This window comes from Burkholderia sp. Bmkn7 (genome assembly GCF_041103175.1).
GTDB classification, from domain to species: domain Bacteria; phylum Pseudomonadota; class Gammaproteobacteria; order Burkholderiales; family Burkholderiaceae; genus Burkholderia; species Burkholderia cepacia.
Genome location: NZ_JBGCUH010000003.1, coordinates 2202138 through 2221796, shown reverse-complemented (window position 1 = coordinate 2221796; position 19659 = coordinate 2202138). Strand labels below are relative to the sequence as shown.

General features: G+C 67.5%; 22 protein-coding genes. 13 read left to right on the top strand and 9 right to left on the bottom strand.

Annotation, left to right across the window (positions count from 1 at the left end):
* Nucleotides 1-72: 72 nt before the first annotated feature.
* Both AB3K92_RS31865 and AB3K92_RS31860 read right to left on the bottom strand, forming a co-directional pair.
* The gene (locus AB3K92_RS31865) at nt 73-1806 is read right to left on the bottom strand and encodes a ClcB-like voltage-gated chloride channel protein (protein WP_196481673.1); all 1734 of its coding nucleotides are present in this window, start codon (nt 1804-1806) and stop codon (nt 73-75) included.
* Nucleotides 1807-1909: 103 nt separating this feature from the next.
* Entirely contained in the window at nt 1910-2977 is a 1068-nt protein-coding gene (locus tag AB3K92_RS31860) for a YeiH family protein (protein WP_048022797.1), read from the bottom strand.
* A 112-nt stretch (nt 2978-3089) separates the two neighbouring features.
* Between AB3K92_RS31860 and AB3K92_RS31855 the strand changes: the two genes are divergently transcribed.
* The 8 genes from AB3K92_RS31855 to AB3K92_RS31820 all read left to right on the top strand — a co-directional run bounded on the left by AB3K92_RS31855 (nt 3090) and on the right by AB3K92_RS31820 (nt 11277).
* Nucleotides 3090-3983 carry a LysR family transcriptional regulator gene (locus tag AB3K92_RS31855; RefSeq protein WP_021160912.1) on the top strand — a complete coding sequence of 298 codons (894 nt, stop codon included), beginning with the start codon at nt 3090-3092 and terminating at the stop codon, nt 3981-3983.
* A gap of 173 nt (nt 3984-4156) precedes the next feature.
* Nucleotides 4157-4921, top strand: a complete 765-nt coding sequence (locus tag AB3K92_RS31850; RefSeq protein ID WP_059488418.1) for a TIM barrel protein — start codon at nt 4157-4159, stop codon at nt 4919-4921.
* 28 nt (nt 4922-4949) lie between these two features.
* Nucleotides 4950-5942 carry a sugar kinase gene (locus AB3K92_RS31845; protein ID WP_059488420.1) on the top strand — a complete coding sequence of 331 codons (993 nt, stop codon included), beginning with the start codon at nt 4950-4952 and terminating at the stop codon, nt 5940-5942.
* A gap of 298 nt (nt 5943-6240) precedes the next feature.
* Nucleotides 6241-7521, top strand: a complete 1281-nt coding sequence (locus AB3K92_RS31840; protein ID WP_021160915.1) for an MFS transporter — start codon at nt 6241-6243, stop codon at nt 7519-7521.
* Between the two features lie 5 nt (nt 7522-7526).
* A complete protein-coding gene (locus AB3K92_RS31835) occupies nt 7527-8492 on the top strand; it encodes an NAD(P)-dependent oxidoreductase (protein ID WP_021160916.1) in 966 nt (321 codons plus the stop codon).
* A gap of 522 nt (nt 8493-9014) precedes the next feature.
* On the top strand, nt 9015-10058 hold the full coding sequence (locus tag AB3K92_RS31830; RefSeq protein ID WP_021160918.1) for a LacI family DNA-binding transcriptional regulator: 1044 nt from the start codon (nt 9015-9017) through the stop codon (nt 10056-10058).
* Between the two features lie 54 nt (nt 10059-10112).
* Nucleotides 10113-10901 (top strand): YhfC family intramembrane metalloprotease, encoded by a 789-nt coding sequence (locus tag AB3K92_RS31825; protein WP_021160919.1) that lies wholly within the window; start codon nt 10113-10115, stop codon nt 10899-10901.
* Nucleotides 10902-10914: 13 nt separating this feature from the next.
* Complete coding sequence (locus AB3K92_RS31820; RefSeq protein ID WP_048022794.1) at nt 10915-11277, top strand: DUF3022 domain-containing protein; 363 nt, start codon at nt 10915-10917, stop codon at nt 11275-11277.
* A gap of 33 nt (nt 11278-11310) precedes the next feature.
* Here the strand turns inward: AB3K92_RS31820 and AB3K92_RS31815 are convergent, their stop codons facing one another.
* Both AB3K92_RS31815 and AB3K92_RS31810 read right to left on the bottom strand, forming a co-directional pair.
* Complete coding sequence (locus AB3K92_RS31815; RefSeq protein WP_021160921.1) at nt 11311-11742, bottom strand: PGDYG domain-containing protein; 432 nt, start codon at nt 11740-11742, stop codon at nt 11311-11313.
* A 151-nt stretch (nt 11743-11893) separates the two neighbouring features.
* On the bottom strand, nt 11894-12445 hold the full coding sequence (locus AB3K92_RS31810) for a Spy/CpxP family protein refolding chaperone (RefSeq protein WP_021160922.1): 552 nt from the start codon (nt 12443-12445) through the stop codon (nt 11894-11896).
* Nucleotides 12446-12700: 255 nt separating this feature from the next.
* On the opposite strand from AB3K92_RS31810, the gene AB3K92_RS31805 reads away from it, so the two are divergent.
* Nucleotides 12701-13165, top strand: a complete 465-nt coding sequence (locus AB3K92_RS31805) for an Lrp/AsnC family transcriptional regulator (RefSeq protein WP_006481526.1) — start codon at nt 12701-12703, stop codon at nt 13163-13165.
* Nucleotides 13166-13315: 150 nt separating this feature from the next.
* Nucleotides 13316-13762, top strand: a complete 447-nt coding sequence (locus AB3K92_RS31800) for a hypothetical protein (RefSeq protein ID WP_369466560.1) — start codon at nt 13316-13318, stop codon at nt 13760-13762.
* Here AB3K92_RS31800 and AB3K92_RS31795 read toward each other — a convergent pair.
* Complete coding sequence (locus AB3K92_RS31795) at nt 13734-14021, bottom strand: hypothetical protein (protein WP_321896398.1); 288 nt, start codon at nt 14019-14021, stop codon at nt 13734-13736. The two genes, AB3K92_RS31800 and AB3K92_RS31795, sit on opposite strands and share 29 nt — an antisense overlap.
* 211 nt (nt 14022-14232) lie before the next feature.
* Here AB3K92_RS31795 and AB3K92_RS31790 point away from each other — a divergent pair, with 211 nt between their 5' ends.
* The gene (locus AB3K92_RS31790; protein WP_021160924.1) at nt 14233-15333 is read left to right on the top strand and encodes a saccharopine dehydrogenase family protein; all 1101 of its coding nucleotides are present in this window, start codon (nt 14233-14235) and stop codon (nt 15331-15333) included.
* 94 nt (nt 15334-15427) lie between these two features.
* Here AB3K92_RS31790 and AB3K92_RS31785 read toward each other — a convergent pair whose 3' ends face one another.
* Complete coding sequence (locus AB3K92_RS31785) at nt 15428-16045, bottom strand: AAA family ATPase (protein ID WP_369466559.1); 618 nt, start codon at nt 16043-16045, stop codon at nt 15428-15430.
* Nucleotides 16042-16188 (bottom strand): cytochrome bd-I oxidase subunit CydX, encoded by a 147-nt coding sequence (cydX, locus tag AB3K92_RS31780; RefSeq protein ID WP_048022786.1) that lies wholly within the window; start codon nt 16186-16188, stop codon nt 16042-16044. The genes AB3K92_RS31785 and cydX overlap by 4 nt, the downstream gene beginning before the upstream one ends.
* Before the next feature lie 155 nt (nt 16189-16343).
* Between cydX and corA the strand changes: the two genes are divergently transcribed.
* Nucleotides 16344-17321: a magnesium/cobalt transporter CorA gene (gene corA / locus AB3K92_RS31775; RefSeq protein ID WP_048022784.1), complete on the top strand. Its 978-nt coding sequence runs from the start codon at nt 16344-16346 to the stop codon at nt 17319-17321.
* A gap of 13 nt (nt 17322-17334) precedes the next feature.
* Here the strand turns inward: corA and AB3K92_RS31770 are convergent, their stop codons facing one another.
* A complete protein-coding gene (locus AB3K92_RS31770) occupies nt 17335-17622 on the bottom strand; it encodes a YciI-like protein (RefSeq protein WP_369466558.1) in 288 nt (95 codons plus the stop codon).
* 320 nt (nt 17623-17942) lie between these two features.
* Nucleotides 17943-18431, bottom strand: coding sequence for an adenosine-specific kinase (locus tag AB3K92_RS31765; protein ID WP_369466557.1), 489 nt, complete (start codon nt 18429-18431; stop codon nt 17943-17945).
* A gap of 138 nt (nt 18432-18569) precedes the next feature.
* Here AB3K92_RS31765 and AB3K92_RS31760 point away from each other — a divergent pair, with 138 nt between their 5' ends.
* Complete coding sequence (locus AB3K92_RS31760) at nt 18570-19568, top strand: cysteine synthase A (protein WP_059495877.1); 999 nt, start codon at nt 18570-18572, stop codon at nt 19566-19568.
* Nucleotides 19569-19659 lie beyond the last annotated feature (91 nt).

Here is a 19659-nt window from a genome sequence, read left to right as displayed (position 1 = left end):
CGTGCGATGCGCGGCAAAGGCGGGGGGCGATGAAGCATGCGGCATGCGCCGCGCCTCATCGTGTCGTGCGAATCAGCGCTCGCCGGTCATCCGCCGGTACGCGTCGAGCAGCGACGTCTTGTAGACCACCCCGGCGAGCGTCGGCTCGGCTTCGCTTTCGATCACCGGCAGGCGTTCGCCCTGGAACGCCATGAAGCGTTCGAGCGCGGTGGCGAGCGGCATGTCGGGCGTCAGGAGCGGAAACGGCGTGTGCGCGTAATGCGCGGCCGTCTTGTCGGTCGTGTCGCGCTTGTCGAGCAGGTCCGACGTGATGTCCTTCAGCGCGACCGCGCCGCGAAAGCGCCCGGCATCATCGGTGACGTACAGGTACTTCACCGGATATTCGAGAAACACGCGCGTCATGTCGGCGACGCTCGCCGTGAGCGGCACGACCGTCTGCGCGGGCTGGATCAGCTCGCGCATCTGCGTGGTGCGCAGCCGCAACTTCTCCTGCGCGTCCTGGTAATGGTGCTGCGTGATCTCGTACATCGATGTCGTGCCGGTCGCGCGCGCGACGAAATACGCGAATACGCACGACACCAGCAGCGGCAACACGACCTGATAACTCAGCGTCATCTCGAAGATCATCAGGATCGCCATCAGCGGCGCCTGCGTGGCGCCCGCCATGAACGCACCCATCCCGACGATCGCGTACGCGAAGTACGCCGACGTATGGCCGGGCCACAGCGCTTCCATCGCGAGCCCGAACAGCGAACCGAACACCGCGCCGACGAACAGCGTCGGCGTGAACACGCCGCCGATCGCACCCGAGCCGACCGTGGCCGAGGTTGCGATGACCTTGAACACGAGCACCGCGACCAGCGCCTGCCAGGTCCATGGCGAATGCAGGATCTGGTTGACGACGCTATAGCCGTTGCCCCATACGTCCGGCGTCCACACCGAGATCACGCCGACGACGAGGCCGCCGAGCGCGAGCCGCACCGGCAGCGGCACCGGCAGCCGCTTGAACTGGTTCTTCGACGCGTCGAGCAGGTGCAGGAACTGCGGCGCGAGCACGCCGCACAGCGCGCCGAGCACGACGAACAGCAGCACCTCGGGGCCGGTGACGGCCGGAAACACCGGCATCTCGTACGGCGGCTTGTAGCCGGCGAATTCGCGCATCACGATGTTCGCGACGACCGATGCGACGACCATCGGCCCGAAGCTCTCCATCGCGATCGTGCCGAGCACGATTTCCGACACGAAGAACGCGCCGGCGATCGGCGCGTTGTAGGCGGACGTGATGCCGGCGGCCGCCCCGCAGGCGACCAGCAGGCGCAGGCGCGGCGGGTCGAAATGCACGAAGCGGCCGACGAGCGACGCGGCGAGCGCCGCGAGCTGCACCATCGGGCCTTCGCGGCCGATCGAGCCGCCGGTGCCGATCGTCAGCAGCGACGACACGCTGCGCCACAGGCTCTGCCGTACCGGCACGACGCCGTTGCCGAGCGCGACCGATTCCATGTAGTCGGTATTGCCCGCCTTCCTGTCGCCGCGCGTCGCGAGCAGCAGCACGCAGCCAGCGAGGAAGCCGCCCGCGGCCGGCATCCAGAACCGCACGTACCACGGCAGGCGTTTCGCCATCTGCACGAAGCTGCCGCTTTGCCCGGAGATCAGGTGCTGCATCAGGTCGATGCCTTCGCGGAACGCCATCGTGGCAAAGGCGCCGCCGACGCCGACGATGGCCGACCAGATCAGCATCGTGTGGGCGTCCGACAGGCGGAACAGCTTTTGGGCGCGAGTGCGCAGCTTCAGCAGGAACGAGAGCACGGCTGAAAGAGGGCGAAGGAAAACGACGCGAAGCATAGCACTGCGCCGCGCCCGCGGGACCATCCCGTCGGGCGCGGCGCGCGACGTGTCACGGGCGGGCAACTCAGCCAAGCCAGTGCTGCACGGCCCACGTGATCCCGTAGCCGCCGGCGATCAGCCACACGTACAGGATCAGGCCGGTCATCAGCGCGCGCGGGCCGGCGGCGCGGATCTGCGCGACGCGGGTTTCGATGCCGAGCGCGGTCATGGCCATCGTCAGCGCGAAGGTGTCGAGCACGTTCAGCGTGTGCGTGACGTCCGTCGGCAGCACGTTCAGCGAATTGACGATCACGAAGCCGAGGAAACCGAGCGCGAACCAGGGTACCGCCACCTTGCGCTTGCCTTGCGCGCCGCCGGCCGTTGCGCGGGCCGAGCGGGCGAGCCACCAGCCGAGCACCAGCAGCACCGGCACCAGCAGCATCACGCGCGTCATCTTGACGATCGTCGCGATGTGCGCGACCTGCGGGCTGATGTCGCTCGCCGCGCCGACCACCTGCGCGACCTCGTGGATCGTGCCGCCGAAGAACAGGCCCAGGCCGGCCGGGTCGAGGTTCAGCAGACCGGCGTGATAGGCGATCGGGTACAGGAACATCGACAGCGTGCCGAACAGCACGACGCTGCCCACGGCCATCGCGCTCTGGTGCGGCTTCGACTGCAGCGTCGACTCGAACGCGAGCACGGCGGCCGCGCCGCAGATCGCGCTGCCGGCGGCGGTCAGCAGCGCGGAATCGCGGTCGAGCTTCATCAGCTTCATGCCCGCCCAAGTGCCGATCGCGAGCGTGCTGACGACGACGAGGACCGACACCGTCAGGCCCGGCAGCCCGACCTGCGCGATTTCCTGCAGGCTCACGCGCAACCCGAAGAACGCGACCGCGATGCGCAGCAGCTTGCGCGCGGAGAAATTGACGCCGGCCGCCCAGCTGGCCGGCATGCCGTCGCGCAGCGCGTTGCCGTACAGCGCACCGGCGACGATGCCGACGATCAGCGGCGACAGGCCGAGCCCCGCGATCGCGGGAAGCTGGGACAGGCTCGTGACGGCGGCGGCGAACAGCGCGACGAACAGCACGCCGTTCAACTGGCCGCGCATCGACGGCGCGGCATGGTTGAGATGGGGAGTCGGGGCAGTGGACATGGAAGCACCGTGATGGAGCGTGTTGCGATGGTGTAATCCTAATTTCGTTATATCGATATGAAAAATTGTGATTTGTGACGTAAACTATCCGGAAAGCCGATAATTTATCCCCATGACCCCGGATCAACTGATAACGTTCGCCGCCGTCGCCGAACACCTGAACATCAGCCACGCCGCCGTGGCGCTGCATCTGTCGCAGCCGGCCGTGTCGGGCCAGTTGCGGCTGCTGCAGGACGAATTCGGCGAGCCGCTGTACCAGCGCGAAGGGCGCGGCATCCGCCTGACGCCGGTCGGCGAACAGCTCGCGCAGTACGCGAAGGCGCAACGCGACACATTCGCGCAGGCGCGCGCGTTTCGCGACGCGGTGCGCGGCCTGGAAGCCGGCACGCTGCGCATCGGCGCGAGCACGACACCCGCGAGCTACCTGTTGCCTTACCTGATCGCGGCGTTCCAGCCGCGCGCCCCGCGCGTGGCGATCCACACGATGAGCGGCAATACGGCCGACGTGGTCGCGGCGCTGCCGTCGCTCGACATCGCGATGATCGAAGGGCCGCCCGGCGAGGCGCTGCCGCCGGGCACCGCGGTGCACGCGTGGCGCGAGGACGAGATCGTCGCGATCGTGCCGACCGGGCATCCGCTGGCCGCGCCCGAATACGCGCCGGGCGTCACGCTCGACGCGCTGGCGGCCCATCCGCTCGTCCTGCGCGAGGCGGGCTCCGCCGTGCGGCAACTCGTCGAGCGCGCGTTCGCGCAAGGCGCGGCGCCGATGCGGGTCGCATTCGAGATCGCGGGTGTCGAGGCCGTGAAGGAAGCCGTGCGTGCCGGGATGGGCGTCGGGTTCGTGTCCGCGATGTCGCTGCGTCACGACGATGCCGCGCTCGTCCTGCGCTCGCTCGCGCCCGCGCCGCTCACGCGTCACTTCTCCATCCTCGTGCCGCACGGCGGTGCGCCGTCGCGGGTCGCCGCACAATTCCTCGACATGAGCCTCGCGCACGATATCGCCTGAACCTCGCCTGAACGGCCGAAGCCGGCCCGGGCATGCGTGATGCGTGCCGTCGGAACGTGCGTCCGCGCGATGCCCCAACTTAGGGATTTCCTCTATGGCGTGGGTTCGAGGCGAAGCGCACCATCCGTCTCAAGCAGATGGAACCGGTTCCATTCCGGGGAAAAGAGGGCTAAATGACAGACATCGTGATCGTGGCGAGCGCATTCGGGATGGACCGCGTGCGTCAGGAGGGCCACAGCGCATTCGTCGCGACCGCGGCGGCATCGGGTGCGACCGGTTTCGAGGTGCGGCGCGAACTGTTCGCGTCGGAAGCGGACGCCGCGCCCGGCGCGCTCGCCGCGCTGGGTGCGCTACTGGCCGGCCACGGGCTGTGGTCGGTCTATTCGACGCCGGCCAACCTGTACACGGAAACGGGCGCGCTCGATGCGGACGCATTGCGCGGCGCGCTCGCGGAAGCCGACGCGCTTGGCGCGCGCTTCGTGAAATTCCAGCTCGGCGGCTTCGCCGGCGACGCGCACGCGGCCGACATCGTCGCGCTGTCGCGCGACGCGAAGGCTCGCGTGGTGGTCGAGAACGGCCAGCTTCCGGTCGGCGGCGCGCTCGCGCAGTTCCGCGGGCTGTTCGATGCATTGGCCGCCGCGGGCATGCCCGATGCGCTCGGGATGACGTTCGACATCGGCAACTGGCAGTGGCCCGGCGAGGCGCCGCTTGATTGCGCGCAAGTGCTCGCATCCCATGTGGAATACATTCACTGCAAGGCCGTCGAGGGCGAGGGCGCGCGCCGTTTCGCCGCCGCGCCGGCGCCGAACGACCCGCTCGTGACCGGCGTGCTCGCGGTGCTGCCGCAGCAGGCGCCGCGCGGCATCGAGTTTCCGTTCGACGCGACCGACCTGGCGGGCGATGCGTGCCGGCGTGTCGCGTGGCTCGCAACCGCGTGACGGCGGAAGGATCCTGGAGAGTTCATTCATGAAAGCACCACTCGATGTCGTGACCTACGGCGAAGCGATGGCGATGTTCGTCGCGACCGAGCCCGGTCATCTCGCGCATGCGGCGCAATTCGCGAAGCGGATCGCGGGCGCCGACCTGAACGTCGCGATCGGCCTGTCGCGGCTCGGCTTCCGGGTCGGCTGGATGAGCCGCGTCGGCCGCGATTCGTTCGGCGGCTACGTGCTCGACACGCTGGCGCGCGAGGGCATCGACGCATCGTGCGTGACCGTCGATCCGCGCTACCCGACCGGCTTTCAGCTCAAGTCGCGCAACGACGACGGCAGCGACCCGACCGTCGAGTATTTCCGCAAGGGCTCGGCCGCGAGCCACCTGTCGTGCGACGACTACGTGGCCGACTACGTGCTCGGCGCGCGCCACCTGCACCTGACGGGCGTGGCGCCGGCGATCTCCGCGACGTCGTGCGAGCTCGCGTTCAAGCTGGCGCGCGAAATGCGCGCGGCCGGCAAGACGATCTCGTTCGACCCGAACCTGCGCCCGACGCTGTGGCCGTCCGCCGACGTGATGGCGAAGACGCTGAATGCGCTCGCGTCGCTCGCCGACTGGGTACTGCCGGGCATCGCCGAGGGGCGGCAACTGACCGGGCACGACACGCCGGCCGATATCGCGGGCTTCTATCTCGCGCAAGGCGCGCGCGGTGTGGTGATCAAGCTCGGTGCCGAAGGTGCGTATTACCGGACGGCTGACGGCCGTGACGGAACGGTGGCGGGCGAGCGTGTGCGGAACGTCGTCGACACGGTCGGCGCCGGTGACGGCTTCGCGGTCGGCGTGGTCAGCGCGCTGCTGGAAGGGAAGACGATCGAACAGGCCGTGGCGCGCGGCAACCGCATCGGTGCGCTCGCGATCCAGGTGATCGGCGACTCGGAAGGGCTGCCGACCCGTGCCGCGCTCGATCGATTCGAAAACGTCACCAATCACGCCGATCGCTTAGAGGAAACCTTCACCGCGCAATGAGAGGCCGGACACGGCACAATCCGCGGACTCATTTAGTCGTGCATGTATGGGATCGGAGTAAGCGCTGAAGCGCGAACTCTGATCGACCGCGAAGCATGGGATCGGAGTAAGGGCTGAAGCGCGAACTCTGGTCGACCGCGAAGCATGGGATCGGAGTAAGGGCTGAAGCGCGAACTCTGATCGATCGCGAAGCATGGGATCAGAGTAAGCGCTAAAGCGCTAACTCTGATCGACCGCGAAGCATGGGATCGGAGTAAGTGCTAAAGCACTAACTCCGATCGACACAGGAGACATTCTGATGGCCAATACACTCGCTGCCCGCCGCTGGTGGACGATCATGCCGATCGTCTTCATCACCTACAGCCTCGCCTACCTCGACCGCGCGAACTACGGGTTCGCCGCCGCAGCCGGCATCAACCAGGACCTCGGGATCAGCAAAGGCCTGTCGTCGCTGATCGGCGCGCTGTTCTTCCTCGGCTACTTCTTCTTCCAGATCCCCGGCGCAATCTATGCGGAACGCCGCAGCGTGAAGAAGCTCGTGTTCGTCAGCCTCATCCTGTGGGGCGCCTGCGCGGCGCTCACGGGCGTCGTCAGCAACATCCCGTCGCTGATGGCGATCCGCTTCGTGCTCGGCGTCGTCGAGGCGGCCGTGATGCCGGCGATGTTGATCTACATCAGCAACTGGTTCACGAAGAACGAACGCTCGCGCGCGAACACGTTCCTGATCCTCGGCAACCCGGTCACCGTGCTGTGGATGTCGATCGTCTCGGGTTATCTCGTGCACGAATTCGGCTGGCGCCACATGTTCATCGCCGAAGGCGTGCCGGCCGTCCTCTGGGCCGTGTGCTGGTGGTTCCTCGTGCAGGACAAGCCGGCCGATTCGCCGTGGCTCAACGCACAGGAAAAACGCGACCTCGACGCCGCGCTCGCGGCCGAGCAGGCGGCGATCAAGCCCGTGCGCAACTATGGCGAGGCATTCCGCTCGCCGGCCGTGATCAAGCTGTGCGCCCAGTACTTCTGCTGGAGCATCGGCGTATACGGCTTCGTGCTGTGGCTGCCGTCGATCGTCAAGAACGGCTCCGACCTCGGGATGGTCGCGACCGGCTGGCTGTCCGCGCTGCCGTATCTCGCCGCGACGATCGCGATGCTCGCCGCGTCGTGGGCGTCCGACAAGGTCGGTTCGCGCCGTGGCTTCGTATGGCCGTTCCTGCTGATCGGCGCGGCCGCGTTCGCCGCATCGTACGCACTCGGCTCGTCGCATTTCTGGATCTCGTATGCGCTGCTGGTCGTGGCGGGCGCCGCCATGTACGCGCCGTACGGCCCGTTCTTCGCGATCGTGCCGGAACTGCTGCCGAAGAACGTCGCCGGCGGCGCGATGGCGCTGATCAACAGCATGGGCGCGCTCGGCTCGTTCGTCGGCTCGTACTTCGTCGGCTACCTGAACGGTGCGACCGGCTCGCCCGTCGCGTCGTACGCGTTCATGAGCGCCGCGCTCGTCGCCGCGGTGATCCTCACGCTGTCCGTCAAACCCCAGGCGCCCGATACGCATCCGCTCGCGGCGCCGCTGCAAGGAAAATGAATCAGATGAAGCCCCGTATCGTCGCGTACAAGCCGCTGCCCGATGACGTCCTCGCGTACCTGCGCGAGCATGCGGACGTCGTGCAGGCCGACGGTGCCGCAGCCCTCGCCGATGCCCTCGGCGACGCGGACGGCGCGATCGGCGCGAGCCTGAAGGTCACGCCGGACATGCTCGACCGCGCACCGCGGCTGAAGGCGTGGTCGACGATCTCGGTCGGCTACGACAACTTCGACGTCGCGGATCTCACGCGGCGCGGAATCGTGCTCGCGCATACGCCGGACGTGCTGACCGAATCGACCGCCGATACGGTGTTCTCGCTGATCCTCGCGTCCGCGCGACGGGTGGTCGAGCTGGCCGAGTGGGTGAAGGCAGGCCACTGGCATCGCAGCATCGGCCCTGACCTGTACGGCACCGACGTGCAGGGCAAGACGCTCGGCATCGTCGGGCTCGGGCGGATCGGCGGCGCGGTCGCGCGCCGCGCGGCGCTCGGCTTCCGGATGCAGGTGCTGTACGCGAACCGTTCCGCGCACGCGGAAGCCGAAACGCAGTACGGCGCACGGCGCGTGACGCTCGACGAACTGCTCGCACAAGCGGATTTCGTGTGCCTGCAGGTGCCGCTGTCGCCCGAAACGCACCACCTGATCGGCGCGGCCGAATTCGCGAAGATGAAGCGCGGCGCGATCCTGATCAACGCATCGCGCGGGCCGGTGGTCGACGAAGCCGCGCTGATCGATGCACTGCGCGCGGGTACGATCCGCGGCGCGGGGCTCGACGTGTTCGAGAAGGAACCGCTGGCCGCGGATTCGCCGCTGCTGCAAATGAAGAATGTCGTCGCGCTGCCGCATATCGGCTCGGCGACGCACGAGACGCGCCACGCGATGGCGCGCTGCGCCGCGGAAAACCTGGTCGGCGCGCTGGCCGGCACGCTGCGCACGAATCTCGTCAATCCGGATGCGCTCGCGCGCGCCTGAGGCGCGGCGGGTAACGGGCCACCACGAGCAGGTGCCCGCCCGGCGGGCGGGCGCCTTCGTTAGAGTCGATGGTCTTGGTGCCGGAGGGCTGGCTGCGTTATGATCCCCGCGCGTCGTATCGACGGCACGGCAGCGCTGCCGGCGGCGTCCAGCGACGGGTATCCGCGCCGGGTCCGGCGCGGCCGGCTGCTTGTGCACGTGACCGGGGCGGGTGCCGATGCGCCGGCGCCGATCGACCGCGAAGCGCGGGATCCGTGTAAGCGGTGAAGGGCGGACGCGGATCGACCGCGAAGCGTGGGATCCGTGTAAGCGGTGAAGGGCGGACGCGGATCGACCGCGAAGCGTGGGATCCGCGCAAGCGGTGAAGGGCGGACGCGGATCGACCGCGAAGCATGGGATCCGCGTAAGCGCTGAAGCGCTAACGCGGATCGACAGGAGATTCCACCGGGTGGCTTACGTTTCCAACAACAAAGATCCGTCTGCTCACGAAGCGGCGCGGATCGAACGTCGCGAGGCACGACAGTGACCGATTCGCAACCAACCACAACGCGTCCGGCGACGATCAGCGATGTCGCGCGCGAAGCCGGCACCGGCAAAACCAGCGTGTCGCGCTACCTGAACGGCGAGACGCACGTGCTGTCCACCGATCTGCGCCAGCGGATCGAAGCGGCAATCGCGCGGCTCAACTACCGGCCGAACCAGATGGCGCGCGGGCTCAAGCGCGGCCGCAACCGGCTGCTCGGCATGCTCGCGGCCGACCTGACCAATCCCTATACCGTCGAAGTGCTGCAAGGCGTCGAGGCTGCCTGCCAGGCGCTCGGCTACATGCCGCTGATCTGTCACGCGGCGAACGAAGTCGAGATGGAACGCCGCTTCCTGCAGCTGCTCACGACCTACCGCGTCGAAGGGCTGATCGTCAACGCGCTCGGCGCCGATGAGGACGTGCTGCGCCCGCTGCGCGGGGCCGGCATCCCGGCGGTGCTCGTCGACCGGACCGTCGAGGGCTTCGAGGCCGACCTGATCGGCCTCGACAACGCCGACGCGATCGAGACGGCACTCGCGCACCTGGTCGAACATGGTTTCGACGCGATCCATTTCGTCGTGCAGCCGTTCGAGCGCGTCAGCTCGCGGCGCCTGCGCGAGGCCGCATTCCGCGCGGCACTGGGCGCGCGCGGGCTGACGGTGCCGTCGACCGTCGTGCTCGACCTGAACGAGCCCGACGCGACCGCGACGGCGCTCGCCGACATCGATGCCCGCATCGACGACGCGGCACGGCGCGGCGTGCGCGCGGCGCTGTTCGCCGCGAACGCGCCGGTCGCGCTTGCAATCGCGCGCCACCTGCGCGCGCGCTTCGGCGCCGCGTGGCAACAGAAGGCGGCGCTGCTGTCGATCGACGATCCGGAATGGGCCGAGCTGATCGGTATCACGACGATCCGGCAGCCGACCTACGAAATCGGCTACAAGGCCGTCGAATTCGTGCACGAGCGGATCGACGGCGCAGCGGGCGACGTACGCGTCTCGCTGTTGCCCGGCGAGCTGGTTGTGCGCGCGTCGACCGCAAGCTGAGTATCATTCGGGGCACGCAGCGCGTCAGGTGCGCTGCCCCGAACAAGGAAATACATGACTGTCGCCCCCGTCACGCTGGCGGTGCTGATCGCCGCCACGCTGATCATCGCGCTCCTGCCGCTCGTCCTCTTCCGTATCCTGCGCAAGCCGCTTGCGCTGAACCGCCGCGACACGATTGTCGGCGTGGCCGTCTTCACGCTGTTCGCGATGATCCTCGAGCGCGCATTCCACGGGCTCGTGCTGAGCCGGACGCCGCCCGACGGCTGGCTCACGCAGCCGCTCGCGTTCGTCGCGTACAGCGCGCTTGCGACCGCCGTGTTCGAGGAAGCCGGTCGTTATCTCGGGATGCGTTTCCTGAACCGCCGCTACGGCGCGTCGGCCGGCGACAGCCGCGGAATCGGCTACGGGATCGGCCACGGCGGCGCCGAAGCGTGGTTCGTCGGCGTACTCGTGTGGGGCCAGTGGTCGTATCTCGCGTGGCTCGCGAGCCGCGGCCAGCTGGAGACCCAGCTCGCCGACCTGCCGGGCGATACCGTCGTGCGGCTGCACGTGATGCTCGCGACGCTATCGGCACAGTCGATCCTGCTGTTGCTGCTCGAACGCTGCGCGGCGTTCGTGCTGCAGCTTGCGCTGTCGGTGCTGGTCTGGCGCGGCGTGCGCGCCGGCCGCGCGGGCGTGTTGCCGCTCGCGATCGTGCTGCATGCGCTGGCAGCCGCGCCGGCGCTGCTGTATCAGGTGCGCGTGCTGCCGGCCGGCTGGGTCGAGGCCGCGTATTTCGTGCTGGCCGCGCTTCTGGTCGTCGTGCTGGTGAAGACCTGCCGGCCGTCGCAATCGGCAGCCTGACGGGAGAGACGGGATGGACGACTATCTGATCGAATGCCAGAGCGCGGAATTCGACGCGCTCGCACGCGTGATCTGCGATCTCTTTCCGGAGCAGACGCGGTTCGCCGAAAGCAGCGACGCGCGCGGGCGGTTCCTGTCCGTGCACTGGCTCGCGATGCGTTTCGGCGCGACGCCGAAGCGGATGACGCTCGATATCCGCATCGTGCCGGCGGCATTCGCGCGCTATCTGGCGCTCAAGCCGATGCAGCGCGCGCGCAGCCATGCGGTGCTGCATGCGTATACGGAAGCGATGCTCGGGTCGCTCGAGGAGCGCCACGCGGCCGGCGAGGCCGTCGAGCGGGACGCCGAACTCGAACTCGACGAAGACTTTGCGTGATCGTTCGCGCCGGCGCGATGCCGGCGCGCCGCGTCACGCGTCGCGGTAGACCTGCGCGAAGCGCTGCGCCTGCACGACACCGTAGTCGCCGGGCGCGTATTGCATCACCCAGTCGCCGGCGACGCCGCGCAGCGTGTCGCCGTTTTCCGAGCGGGCGATCGTGAACGGCTCGTCCATCCGGCGGGCGAGCACGACGGCCGGCCGGTTCCGGTAGGCACCCGGCGCGCCGTGTGCGAGTGCCGGATCGGCGGGCAGGTATTTGGCGTCGAAGCGCGCGCGCGACACGACCCAGCGGTCGCCGGTGGAGCCCGTGATCAGCGCGTCGCCCGCCACATAGCGGTTCGGGCCTTCGAGGCTCATCAGTTCGCCGTCGGCGTCCGCGAAGGAAACGGCGACGGTTTCGTCCTTGACGACGCGACGGGCCTGCGGATCGGTACGCAGGTCGATGTGCTTGAGTTCGAGCATGGCTGGGAAGTGCGGGAAAAGCCGGGAGCTTATCCCGAATCCGGCGCGCCGTGTGACGCGCCGGTCGCCTGTAGCGGTGCCGTTCGGCCCGGACGGGCCGTATACGGTGCCGGCGGTGCCGGCGGTGCCGGCGGCGCCGGCAGGGCGGGCGTCAGGGCTGCGCGGGGGCGCTGGCGGCCGGCGCGGCCGCCGCCTTGCCTTCCTTGCCCTTCGTCTTGCCCTTGCCACGATGCTCGCCGCCGTGGTGCAGCCAGCTGCGGAACGTCGTGTCGGCCAGTGCCTTCTGGTCGGCCGGGAAACTCTCGTAGAGAGGTGCGAAGGCGTCGGCGAGCTTCTTCGCGCCGTCCGCGTTCGCCTGCGACAGTTCCGCATACTGCTTCATGTCGTCGAGTGCGGAGACGTCGTGCCTGGCCATCCGTTCACGATAGAGACGGCCCATCGTGTCGCCGTTGCCGCGCATCGTGTCGGCGAACGTCTTCCACTGCGGCTCCTGCGCCGACGTGATCTTCAGCTGGTCGTGCAGGTACTTGATGCGTTGCTCGACGCGGGCTTCATGGCGCGCCTCGCGCTGCTCGGCGCTCGGGGCCGAAGCCGCGGCCGCGGCCGTCGTGGCCTGAGCGGGCGCTTGCGGCTGCGCCGGGGTTTGCGCGAACGCACTGGCTGCAACGGCGAGCGTAGCGAGGGTGAGCGAAATTTTCTTCATGGTTGGCTCTCCGGGGTGGTGTCTGGCGAGCGGGCGCGGCGGCAATTGCCGCAAGCGCGCATCTCGCGTCGCCTGCTATTAGTAGCACGTCGAGTGCGGCGCAGCAGCGAATGCGACACTTGCTTACATCCGATACGAATCGAAATTGAAAGGTTCGAATCGGTTCCGGGCGATGCCGTTTGGGCAGGCCGGCGTTCGGCGCTATCATCGCGTCACCTTCCACTTTGCCGGCGCGTCGTGCCCCGGCCCAGCCTCATGCGTCCACCCCGTCTCGACCAACTCGACGATCTCGACCGGCAACTCGTCGCGCTGCTGCAGGCCGATGCGCGCGCCAGCGTCGCGGATCTCGCGCGCCAGCTCGACGTCGCGCGCACGACGGTCGTCGCACGCATCGCGCGGCTCGAACGGACCAACGTGATCGCCGGCTACAGCGTCCGGCTGGGGCAGGACGTACTCGACGCGAGCATTTACGCGTATGTCGGCATCATCCTCACGCCGAAGTTCGGCAAGGACGTGTTGCGCAAGCTCGACCGGATGCCCGAGGTGCAACTGCTGTGCGCGGTGAGCGGCGAGTACGATTACGTCGCATGGCTGCGCGCCGATTCTCCCGAACGGCTCAACGACCTGCTCGACCAGATCGGCACGCTCGAAGGCGTCGAGCGCACGACGACGTCGATCATCCTGTCGCGCAAGATCGATCGCGGGACGATCGGCGGCTGACGTTCAGGCGCGGCGTTCATTGCGCCGCGCTTGTTGTGCTGTCGTATCGGCCCGACTGCCGGGCTGCGTCGTGCCAGGCGCCCCGCACACGGGTCCGCACCGGGATGTGCCCACCCGCACGACTGCGCTTCGTTTGCACGGACGAGCGTGATGTCGACGCTCAGCCGGTTCGCGACGGGCAGCACGATCGCGGTCGGGAACGGCGGGATCGTCCATGCCGCTGCGAAACCGGGCACCGCATCGTTGCGCGCTTGCGAGAGCAGATCGCCGACCGGCGCGACGAATGCGCGCGTCAGCATGGACACGATCCGGAACGACGGCACCGCATTGACGCCGAACCGCCACGTCGCGAACACAGTCGCGGTCACCCCAGCGACGCACGGCGCGCCGAACGTGAAGCCGAGGCCGATCGTCTCGGTTGCAAGATCGCCCGCGGCGGTGCCGGACGCGAACGTGCATGGGATCGCGGTCGAATGGAGCCGCTCGCATCGCGGTGTGACGATCGTGTCGATCGACAGCGTGCGTTCAACGCGATGCCGCACGATGGAGATCGCCGCGAGCTCGACGATCAACGCGGCGCGCTCGCTCGGAGGCTGACGTTCACTCCGACGATGGGCAGGTCGGTGATCCGCGTACCGACGATGTTGACCAGCACCACCGTTGGCTGGCAGATCCACGGCACATCGCAGTGCGTACGCAACTGCATCCACGGCGCCATCGCGAGCCGCGACGCCATCGCGATGCGCGTCACGATCCGGCCGAGCCCCACGTTGACTGCGAGAAAGTCCGCGCCGTTTTCGCCGACCGTGGTCGACATGATCTTGCCGATCCGGAGCGACAGCGCGAAGTCGGGCACCTTGTTCAGCCAGCGCGGCGTGCGTTCGGCGGGCCCGTAGCGGGTGAAAAACCTGCATTTCGACGTTTCGACGAAATGTGTCGTCGTAACGTCGAAATTATCGGTCGTTTCGCATCATTCTTCGTCTTGGAACTGATTTTGCGCGTCCCTAAACTGTGTTCATGGCTCAACGCCGTCCACTACATCAAACCCATCATCAGGAGATAAGCGCATGAAAATCGCCATCGTCGGCGCAGGTCTGATCGGCCACACCATTGCTCACATGCTGCGTGAAACGGGCGACTACGAAGTCGTCGCGTTCGACCGCGATGCGGATGCGCTCGCGAAGCTGTCGCGTGAAGGCATCGCGACGCAACGGGTCGATTCGGCCGACGCCAACGCGATTCGCGAAGCAGTGAAGGGTTTCGATGCGCTCGTCAATGCGCTGCCTTATTACCTCGCGGTCAACGTTGCCGCCGCCGCGAAGGCTGCCGGCGTCCACTACTTCGACCTGACCGAAGACGTGCGCGCGACCCACGCGATCCGCGAGCTGGCCGAAGGCTCCGACCGTGCGTTCATGCCGCAGTGCGGCCTCGCACCGGGCTTCATCGGTCTCGCCGCGCATGAACTGGTGAACGGCTTCACCGAAGTGCGCGACGTGAAGATGCGCGTCGGCGCGTTGCCCGAGTATCCGACCAACGCGCTGAAGTACAACCTGACGTGGAGCGTCGACGGCCTGATCAACGAATACTGCCAGCCGTGCGAAGCGATCCGCGACGGCCGCAAGCAGTGGGTGCAGCCGCTCGAAGGCCTCGAGCACTTCTCGCTCGACGGTACCGAATACGAAGCGTTCAACACGTCGGGCGGCCTCGGCACGCTGTGCGAAACGCTGTCGGGCAAGGTCGAGACGCTCGACTACAAGTCGGTGCGCTACCCGGGCCACCGCGATCTCGTGCAGTTCCTGCTCGAGGACCTGCGCCTGTCGACCGATCGCGACACGCTGAAGTCGATCATGCGCCGCGCGGTACCGTCGACGAAGCAGGACGTCGTGCTGGTGTTCATCACCGTGACGGGCGTGAAGGACGGCCAGCTGGTGCAGGACGTGTTCACGCGCAAGATCTTCGCGAAGGACGTGTGCGGGATGCACATGAGCGCGATCCAGATCACGACGGCCGGCGCAATGTGCGCGGTGCTGGATCTGTTCCGCGAGAAGAAGCTGCCGCAAAGCGGTTTCATCCCGCAGGAAAAGGTGTCGCTGAAGGCGTTCCTGTCGAACCGCTTCGGCAAGCTGTACGAAGGCGGCACGATGGAGCGAGTGCACGCGGTGGCCTGACCGTCCGCCAGCCTCAGGCACGAGGGCCGTACGACGCCGGGAGCGCAGCAGCGCTTCCGGCGTTGTTTTTTGCGGGAACGAAAAGGAGGGGCGATCAGGCCGGCAGCGGCGGGACGATCGTCGCCGCGGGCGGGCGCGGCGCGATGCGGTACAGCAGCGTATCGATGTCGGCGTCGGAGGGCGCGGTGTTGTCGAACATCACGATGCCGTCGCATTCGTGGCCGGTCGGCACGAAGCGGCGCTGCCGGTATTCGACCCAGTGCGCGAGCTTGTAGGCATCGTTCGGGTTGCCGCGTGCGACGATCCGCTGGTGCGCGACGTCTTCCGACGTGTAGACCCAGACGACCGTCAGCGTGACGTCGGGGGCGATGCCGAGCCATGCGCGGTCGAGAATGCGGCGATCGCGCACTTCGCGCGACAGCGGGCCGACGACGAGCGCGCCGATGCCCAGCGCGAGGTTTTCACGGGCCGTGTCGAGCAGGCCCTGGTATTCGGGATCGCGCAGGTGCTTCAGGTAGAGCGGGCTGTCGCGGTCGTTCGGATCCTCGGTGAGCGCGCCCATCGCGGCCGAGCTGTAGCGGCCGTACAGCGTGTCCTTGTCGAGCAGGCAGAAGGCCTCGCCGGTCGCGCGCATCAGCGGCCCGATGAGCCGCTTCGCGAGCGTGGTCTTGCCGGTGCCGGCGTGACCGCAGAAGAACACCAGGTGCGTCACGAAACCTTGCCTCCCGGCCGCGGGCTCGGCGTACCGTTGCGCTTGTCGCCGCGCGAGAACACTTCCGCCTCCAGCCACATCGCGTTGATGATGCCGAAGCCGAGCGCCACGCCGATGCCGAGTATCCACGAGAAATACCACATGGGTCTGTCTCCTTGACGGTTGGGCCGCAGTGTCCTGGTGCGCGTGCTGCGGCGCACGCAGCCCGATCATGACCAATATCGTCGTGCCGCGCAAGCCGGGCCGCCCGCGCAGCAAACCGGTAAACTGATGCGCAAACCGCAACATCAGAGGCACCATGCTGATCAACTGTGCTGCATACCAGGACGGCCGCAAGCTGGCCGACATCGATATCGACGCCATCAGCGACTACGTGTCGAAGCCCGAATGCTTCGTGTGGGTCGCGCTGAAGGATCCGACACCCGAGGAAATCGACCTGATGGGCGAGGAGTTCGGGCTGCACGAGCTCGCACTCGAGGATGCCCGCAAGGGGCACCAGCGGCCGAAGATCGAGGAGTACGGCGATTCGCTGTTCGCGGTGCTGCATACGGTCGAGCTCGATGACGACGGCGAATTCAAGGTGGGCGAGCTGAACGTGTTCGTCGGCCCGAACTACGTGCTGTCGATCCGCAACCACACCGAGCAGGACTTCCGCGACGTGCGCAAGCGCTGCGAGCACGAGCCGCATCTGCTGCGGGAAGGCTCGGCGTTCGTGTTCTACGCGCTGATGGACCAGGTCGTCGACCGCTATTTCCCGATCCTCGAAACGCTCGGCACCGAGCTCGAGGAACTCGAGGATCGGATCTTCGCGAAGGCGACGCCCGCGTCGTCGCGCGCGATCATCGAGGATCTCTATTCGCTGAAGCGCCGGCTCGTGATGCTGTACCAGCACACGGCGCCGCTGATCGAGCCGCTCGCGAAACTCACCGGCGGACGCGTGCCGCAGGTCTGCAGCGGGATGGCGGCTTATTTCCGCGACGTGTACGACCATCTGCAGCGGATCGTGAAGACGATCGAAGGGCGCCGCGAGATGGTCGTCACGGCGATCCAGGTCAACCTCGGGATGATCTCGCTGGCCGAGAACGAAGTGACGAAGCGGCTCGGTTCGTTCGCCGCGCTGTTCGCGATACCGACGATGATCGCCGGCATCTACGGGATGAACTTCGCGAACATGCCCGAACTGCACCTGAAATACGGTTTCTACGGCTGCATCGCGGTGATGGTCGTCGCCGACTTCGCGCTTTGGTGGCGATTCAAGCGGGCAGGGTGGCTGTAGTCCCGCGTCGCGCCTAGCGCGGCGCGTGCTTGCCGATCACGACGCGCCACGGACGCACACGCCACGATTTAACGAGGCCGTTCTGCACATACGGATCGGCGCGCGCGAACGACTCGGCCGCCTCCGGCGAATCGCCCTCGAACACGAGCACGGCCTGGTCGGCCGGGTCCGACAGCGCGCCGGCGAGCACGAGTTCGCCGCGCTCGGTCGCGGCCTGTGCAAGCGCGAGATGTTCGGTGCGGAACGGTTCGCGCCGCGACAGGTAATCGTCGACGAGTTCGTAGATCAGCTGGTAATGCATGCGTGGCTCCGGGAAGGGACGGCGGCGCGGTCGTCGTGTCGGCACGGCTGCCGGTCAGTCTGTTGCGGCCAGTATAGGACAGCCGGATGGCCGGCGCGTCGCCACCGGGAGCGTAATCACGCTCCCGGAATTGCAACTAACGGTCGGCCAACTCCGCGACCTGAAATCCTGACCGCGGCCGCGCCTTTGATCTCGCCGCTTTTTCTTCTTGTTTCGCAGGGTCGGGAGACGCGGTTCGCATCGCCGACGCGGTCACGTCGGCAGGGCAGGCCCTGGCGGAAGCTCGGTGTATGCGCCGCGGCCGCTCCGGCGGCCCGCGCCTACGCCTTGTATCCGATCGTGCGCAGCAGATCCTTGCGCCAGCGCACGTCGTCGTCGTTCTCGACGCCGAGCGGCGGAAAGCCGTCGACGACACCGGCGATCCCGCGTCCCTGCGCGCTTTCCGCGACGATTACGTCGGTCGGGTTCGCGGTCGCGCAGTAGATCCGGCAGACCTCCGGCACGGCCTTGATCGCATTGAGCACGTTGACCGGATAGAAACCGTCGCCGAGGAACACGATGAACGCGTGACCGGCGCCGATCGCAAGGGCGTTGCGGCACGCGAGTTCGACGAGTTCCGCATCGGTGCCGGAGCGCCGCACGAGACGTTTGCCCGATGCCTCGCAGAATGCGAGCCCGAAACGAATGCCCGGCACGGTGCCGACCAGCGTCTCGTGGATGTCCTCGACGGACTTGATGAAATGCGACTGGCCGAGGATGAAATTCACGGCCTCGGGTTTGTCGACGGCGAAGGTTTCGAATTGCAGCATGGCGGACCTCGTCTGGCGATGCGGCGCGCGCGCCGCAATGGGCTCTCCAAGCTTAGTACGCGGCGGCTGGCGTCGAAAGCGACGCGTCCTATCCTTGGTTGTGTAGGGCGCGCGAGCGCGAATGCAACGGAGGGCAACATGGACGTGCGACACGGCTTCGTCGACTGCGTGGGACGCACGCCGTTGATCCGGCTGGCGAAGCTCAGCGCGGAAACGGGCTGCGAAATCCTGGGCAAGGCGGAATTCATGAATCCGGGCGGTTCGGTGAAGGACCGCGCGGCGCTCTACATCATCCGCGATGCCGAGCAGCGTGGCGCACTGAAGCCGGGCGGCACCGTCGTCGAGGGCACGGCGGGCAACACGGGCATCGGTCTTGCGCACATCTGCGCGGCGCGCGGTTATCGCTGCGTGATCGTGATTCCCGACACGCAATCGCCGGACAAGATGGCGATCCTGCGCACGCTCGGCGCCGACGTGCGCCCGGTGCCGGCGGCGCCGTATCGCGACCCGAACAACTATCAGAAGATTGCCGGGCGACTCGCGGACGAACTCGACAACGCGGTATGGGCCAACCAGTTCGACAACGTCGTCAACCGGCAGGCGCACTACGAGACGACCGGACCGGAAATCTGGCGCGATACGGCGGGCACGGTCGATGCGTTCGTCTGCGCAACCGGCACGGGCGGCACGCTGGCGGGCGTGAGCCGCTACCTGAAGGAGCAGGATCCGGAGGTCCGGATCGTGCTGGCCGATCCGCACGGCAGCGGGCTCTACGGTTACGTGAAAACGGGCGACCTCGGTGCCGAAGGCAGTTCGATCACCGAAGGCATCGGCTCGACGCGGGTCACCGCGAATCTGGCCGGTGCACCGATCGACGACGCCGTGAGAATCGACGATTCGCAGTGCGTGACGATGGTCTACCGGCTGCTGCGCGAAGAAGGGCTGTACGTCGGCGGATCGAGCGGAATCAACGTCGCGGCGGCGGTCTGGCTGGCCCGCAGGATGGGCCCGGGGCATACGATCGTGACTTTGCTGTGCGATCGCGGCGACATCTATCGTGCGCGGCTCTTCAATCGCGAATGGCTGCGCGAAAAAGGGTTGGAACCGGGGTTGGAACCGGAACGGGAGCCCGAATGAGCAGGGGGTGAGGCGGCGTTTCCATTGGCTCGAATGCGACCTATGCTGAACAGATCCGGAGCGAACGCCGTTCGCCCGATTCGCCCAGACG

Excerpts from the sequence above, each read along its gene's own strand:
- cydX (WP_048022786.1), bottom strand. The coding sequence starts at position 16,188 with ATGTGGTATTTCTCGTGGATACTCGGCATCGGCGTGGCGCTCGGCTTC.
- AB3K92_RS31850 (WP_059488418.1), top strand. The coding sequence starts at position 4,157 with ATGACAGACATCGTGATCGTGGCGAGCGCATTCGGGATGGACCGCGTG.
- corA (WP_048022784.1), top strand. The coding sequence starts at position 16,344 with ATGCTGATCAACTGTGCTGCATACCAGGACGGCCGCAAGCTGGCCGAC.
- AB3K92_RS31760 (WP_059495877.1), top strand. The coding sequence starts at position 18,570 with ATGGACGTGCGACACGGCTTCGTCGACTGCGTGGGACGCACGCCGTTG.
- AB3K92_RS31855 (WP_021160912.1), top strand. The coding sequence starts at position 3,090 with ATGACCCCGGATCAACTGATAACGTTCGCCGCCGTCGCCGAACACCTG.
- AB3K92_RS31825 (WP_021160919.1), top strand. The coding sequence starts at position 10,113 with ATGACTGTCGCCCCCGTCACGCTGGCGGTGCTGATCGCCGCCACGCTG.
- AB3K92_RS31815 (WP_021160921.1), bottom strand. The coding sequence starts at position 11,742 with ATGCTCGAACTCAAGCACATCGACCTGCGTACCGATCCGCAGGCCCGT.
- AB3K92_RS31845 (WP_059488420.1), top strand. The coding sequence starts at position 4,950 with ATGAAAGCACCACTCGATGTCGTGACCTACGGCGAAGCGATGGCGATG.
- AB3K92_RS31805 (WP_006481526.1), top strand. The coding sequence starts at position 12,701 with ATGCGTCCACCCCGTCTCGACCAACTCGACGATCTCGACCGGCAACTC.
- AB3K92_RS31835 (WP_021160916.1), top strand. The coding sequence starts at position 7,527 with ATGAAGCCCCGTATCGTCGCGTACAAGCCGCTGCCCGATGACGTCCTC.
- AB3K92_RS31790 (WP_021160924.1), top strand. The coding sequence starts at position 14,233 with ATGAAAATCGCCATCGTCGGCGCAGGTCTGATCGGCCACACCATTGCT.
- AB3K92_RS31800 (WP_369466560.1), top strand. The coding sequence starts at position 13,316 with ATGTCGACGCTCAGCCGGTTCGCGACGGGCAGCACGATCGCGGTCGGG.
- AB3K92_RS31765 (WP_369466557.1), bottom strand. The coding sequence starts at position 18,431 with ATGCTGCAATTCGAAACCTTCGCCGTCGACAAACCCGAGGCCGTGAAT.
- AB3K92_RS31810 (WP_021160922.1), bottom strand. The coding sequence starts at position 12,445 with ATGAAGAAAATTTCGCTCACCCTCGCTACGCTCGCCGTTGCAGCCAGT.
- AB3K92_RS31840 (WP_021160915.1), top strand. The coding sequence starts at position 6,241 with ATGGCCAATACACTCGCTGCCCGCCGCTGGTGGACGATCATGCCGATC.
- AB3K92_RS31770 (WP_369466558.1), bottom strand. The coding sequence starts at position 17,622 with ATGCATTACCAGCTGATCTACGAACTCGTCGACGATTACCTGTCGCGG.
- AB3K92_RS31820 (WP_048022794.1), top strand. The coding sequence starts at position 10,915 with ATGGACGACTATCTGATCGAATGCCAGAGCGCGGAATTCGACGCGCTC.
- AB3K92_RS31860 (WP_048022797.1), bottom strand. The coding sequence starts at position 2,977 with ATGTCCACTGCCCCGACTCCCCATCTCAACCATGCCGCGCCGTCGATG.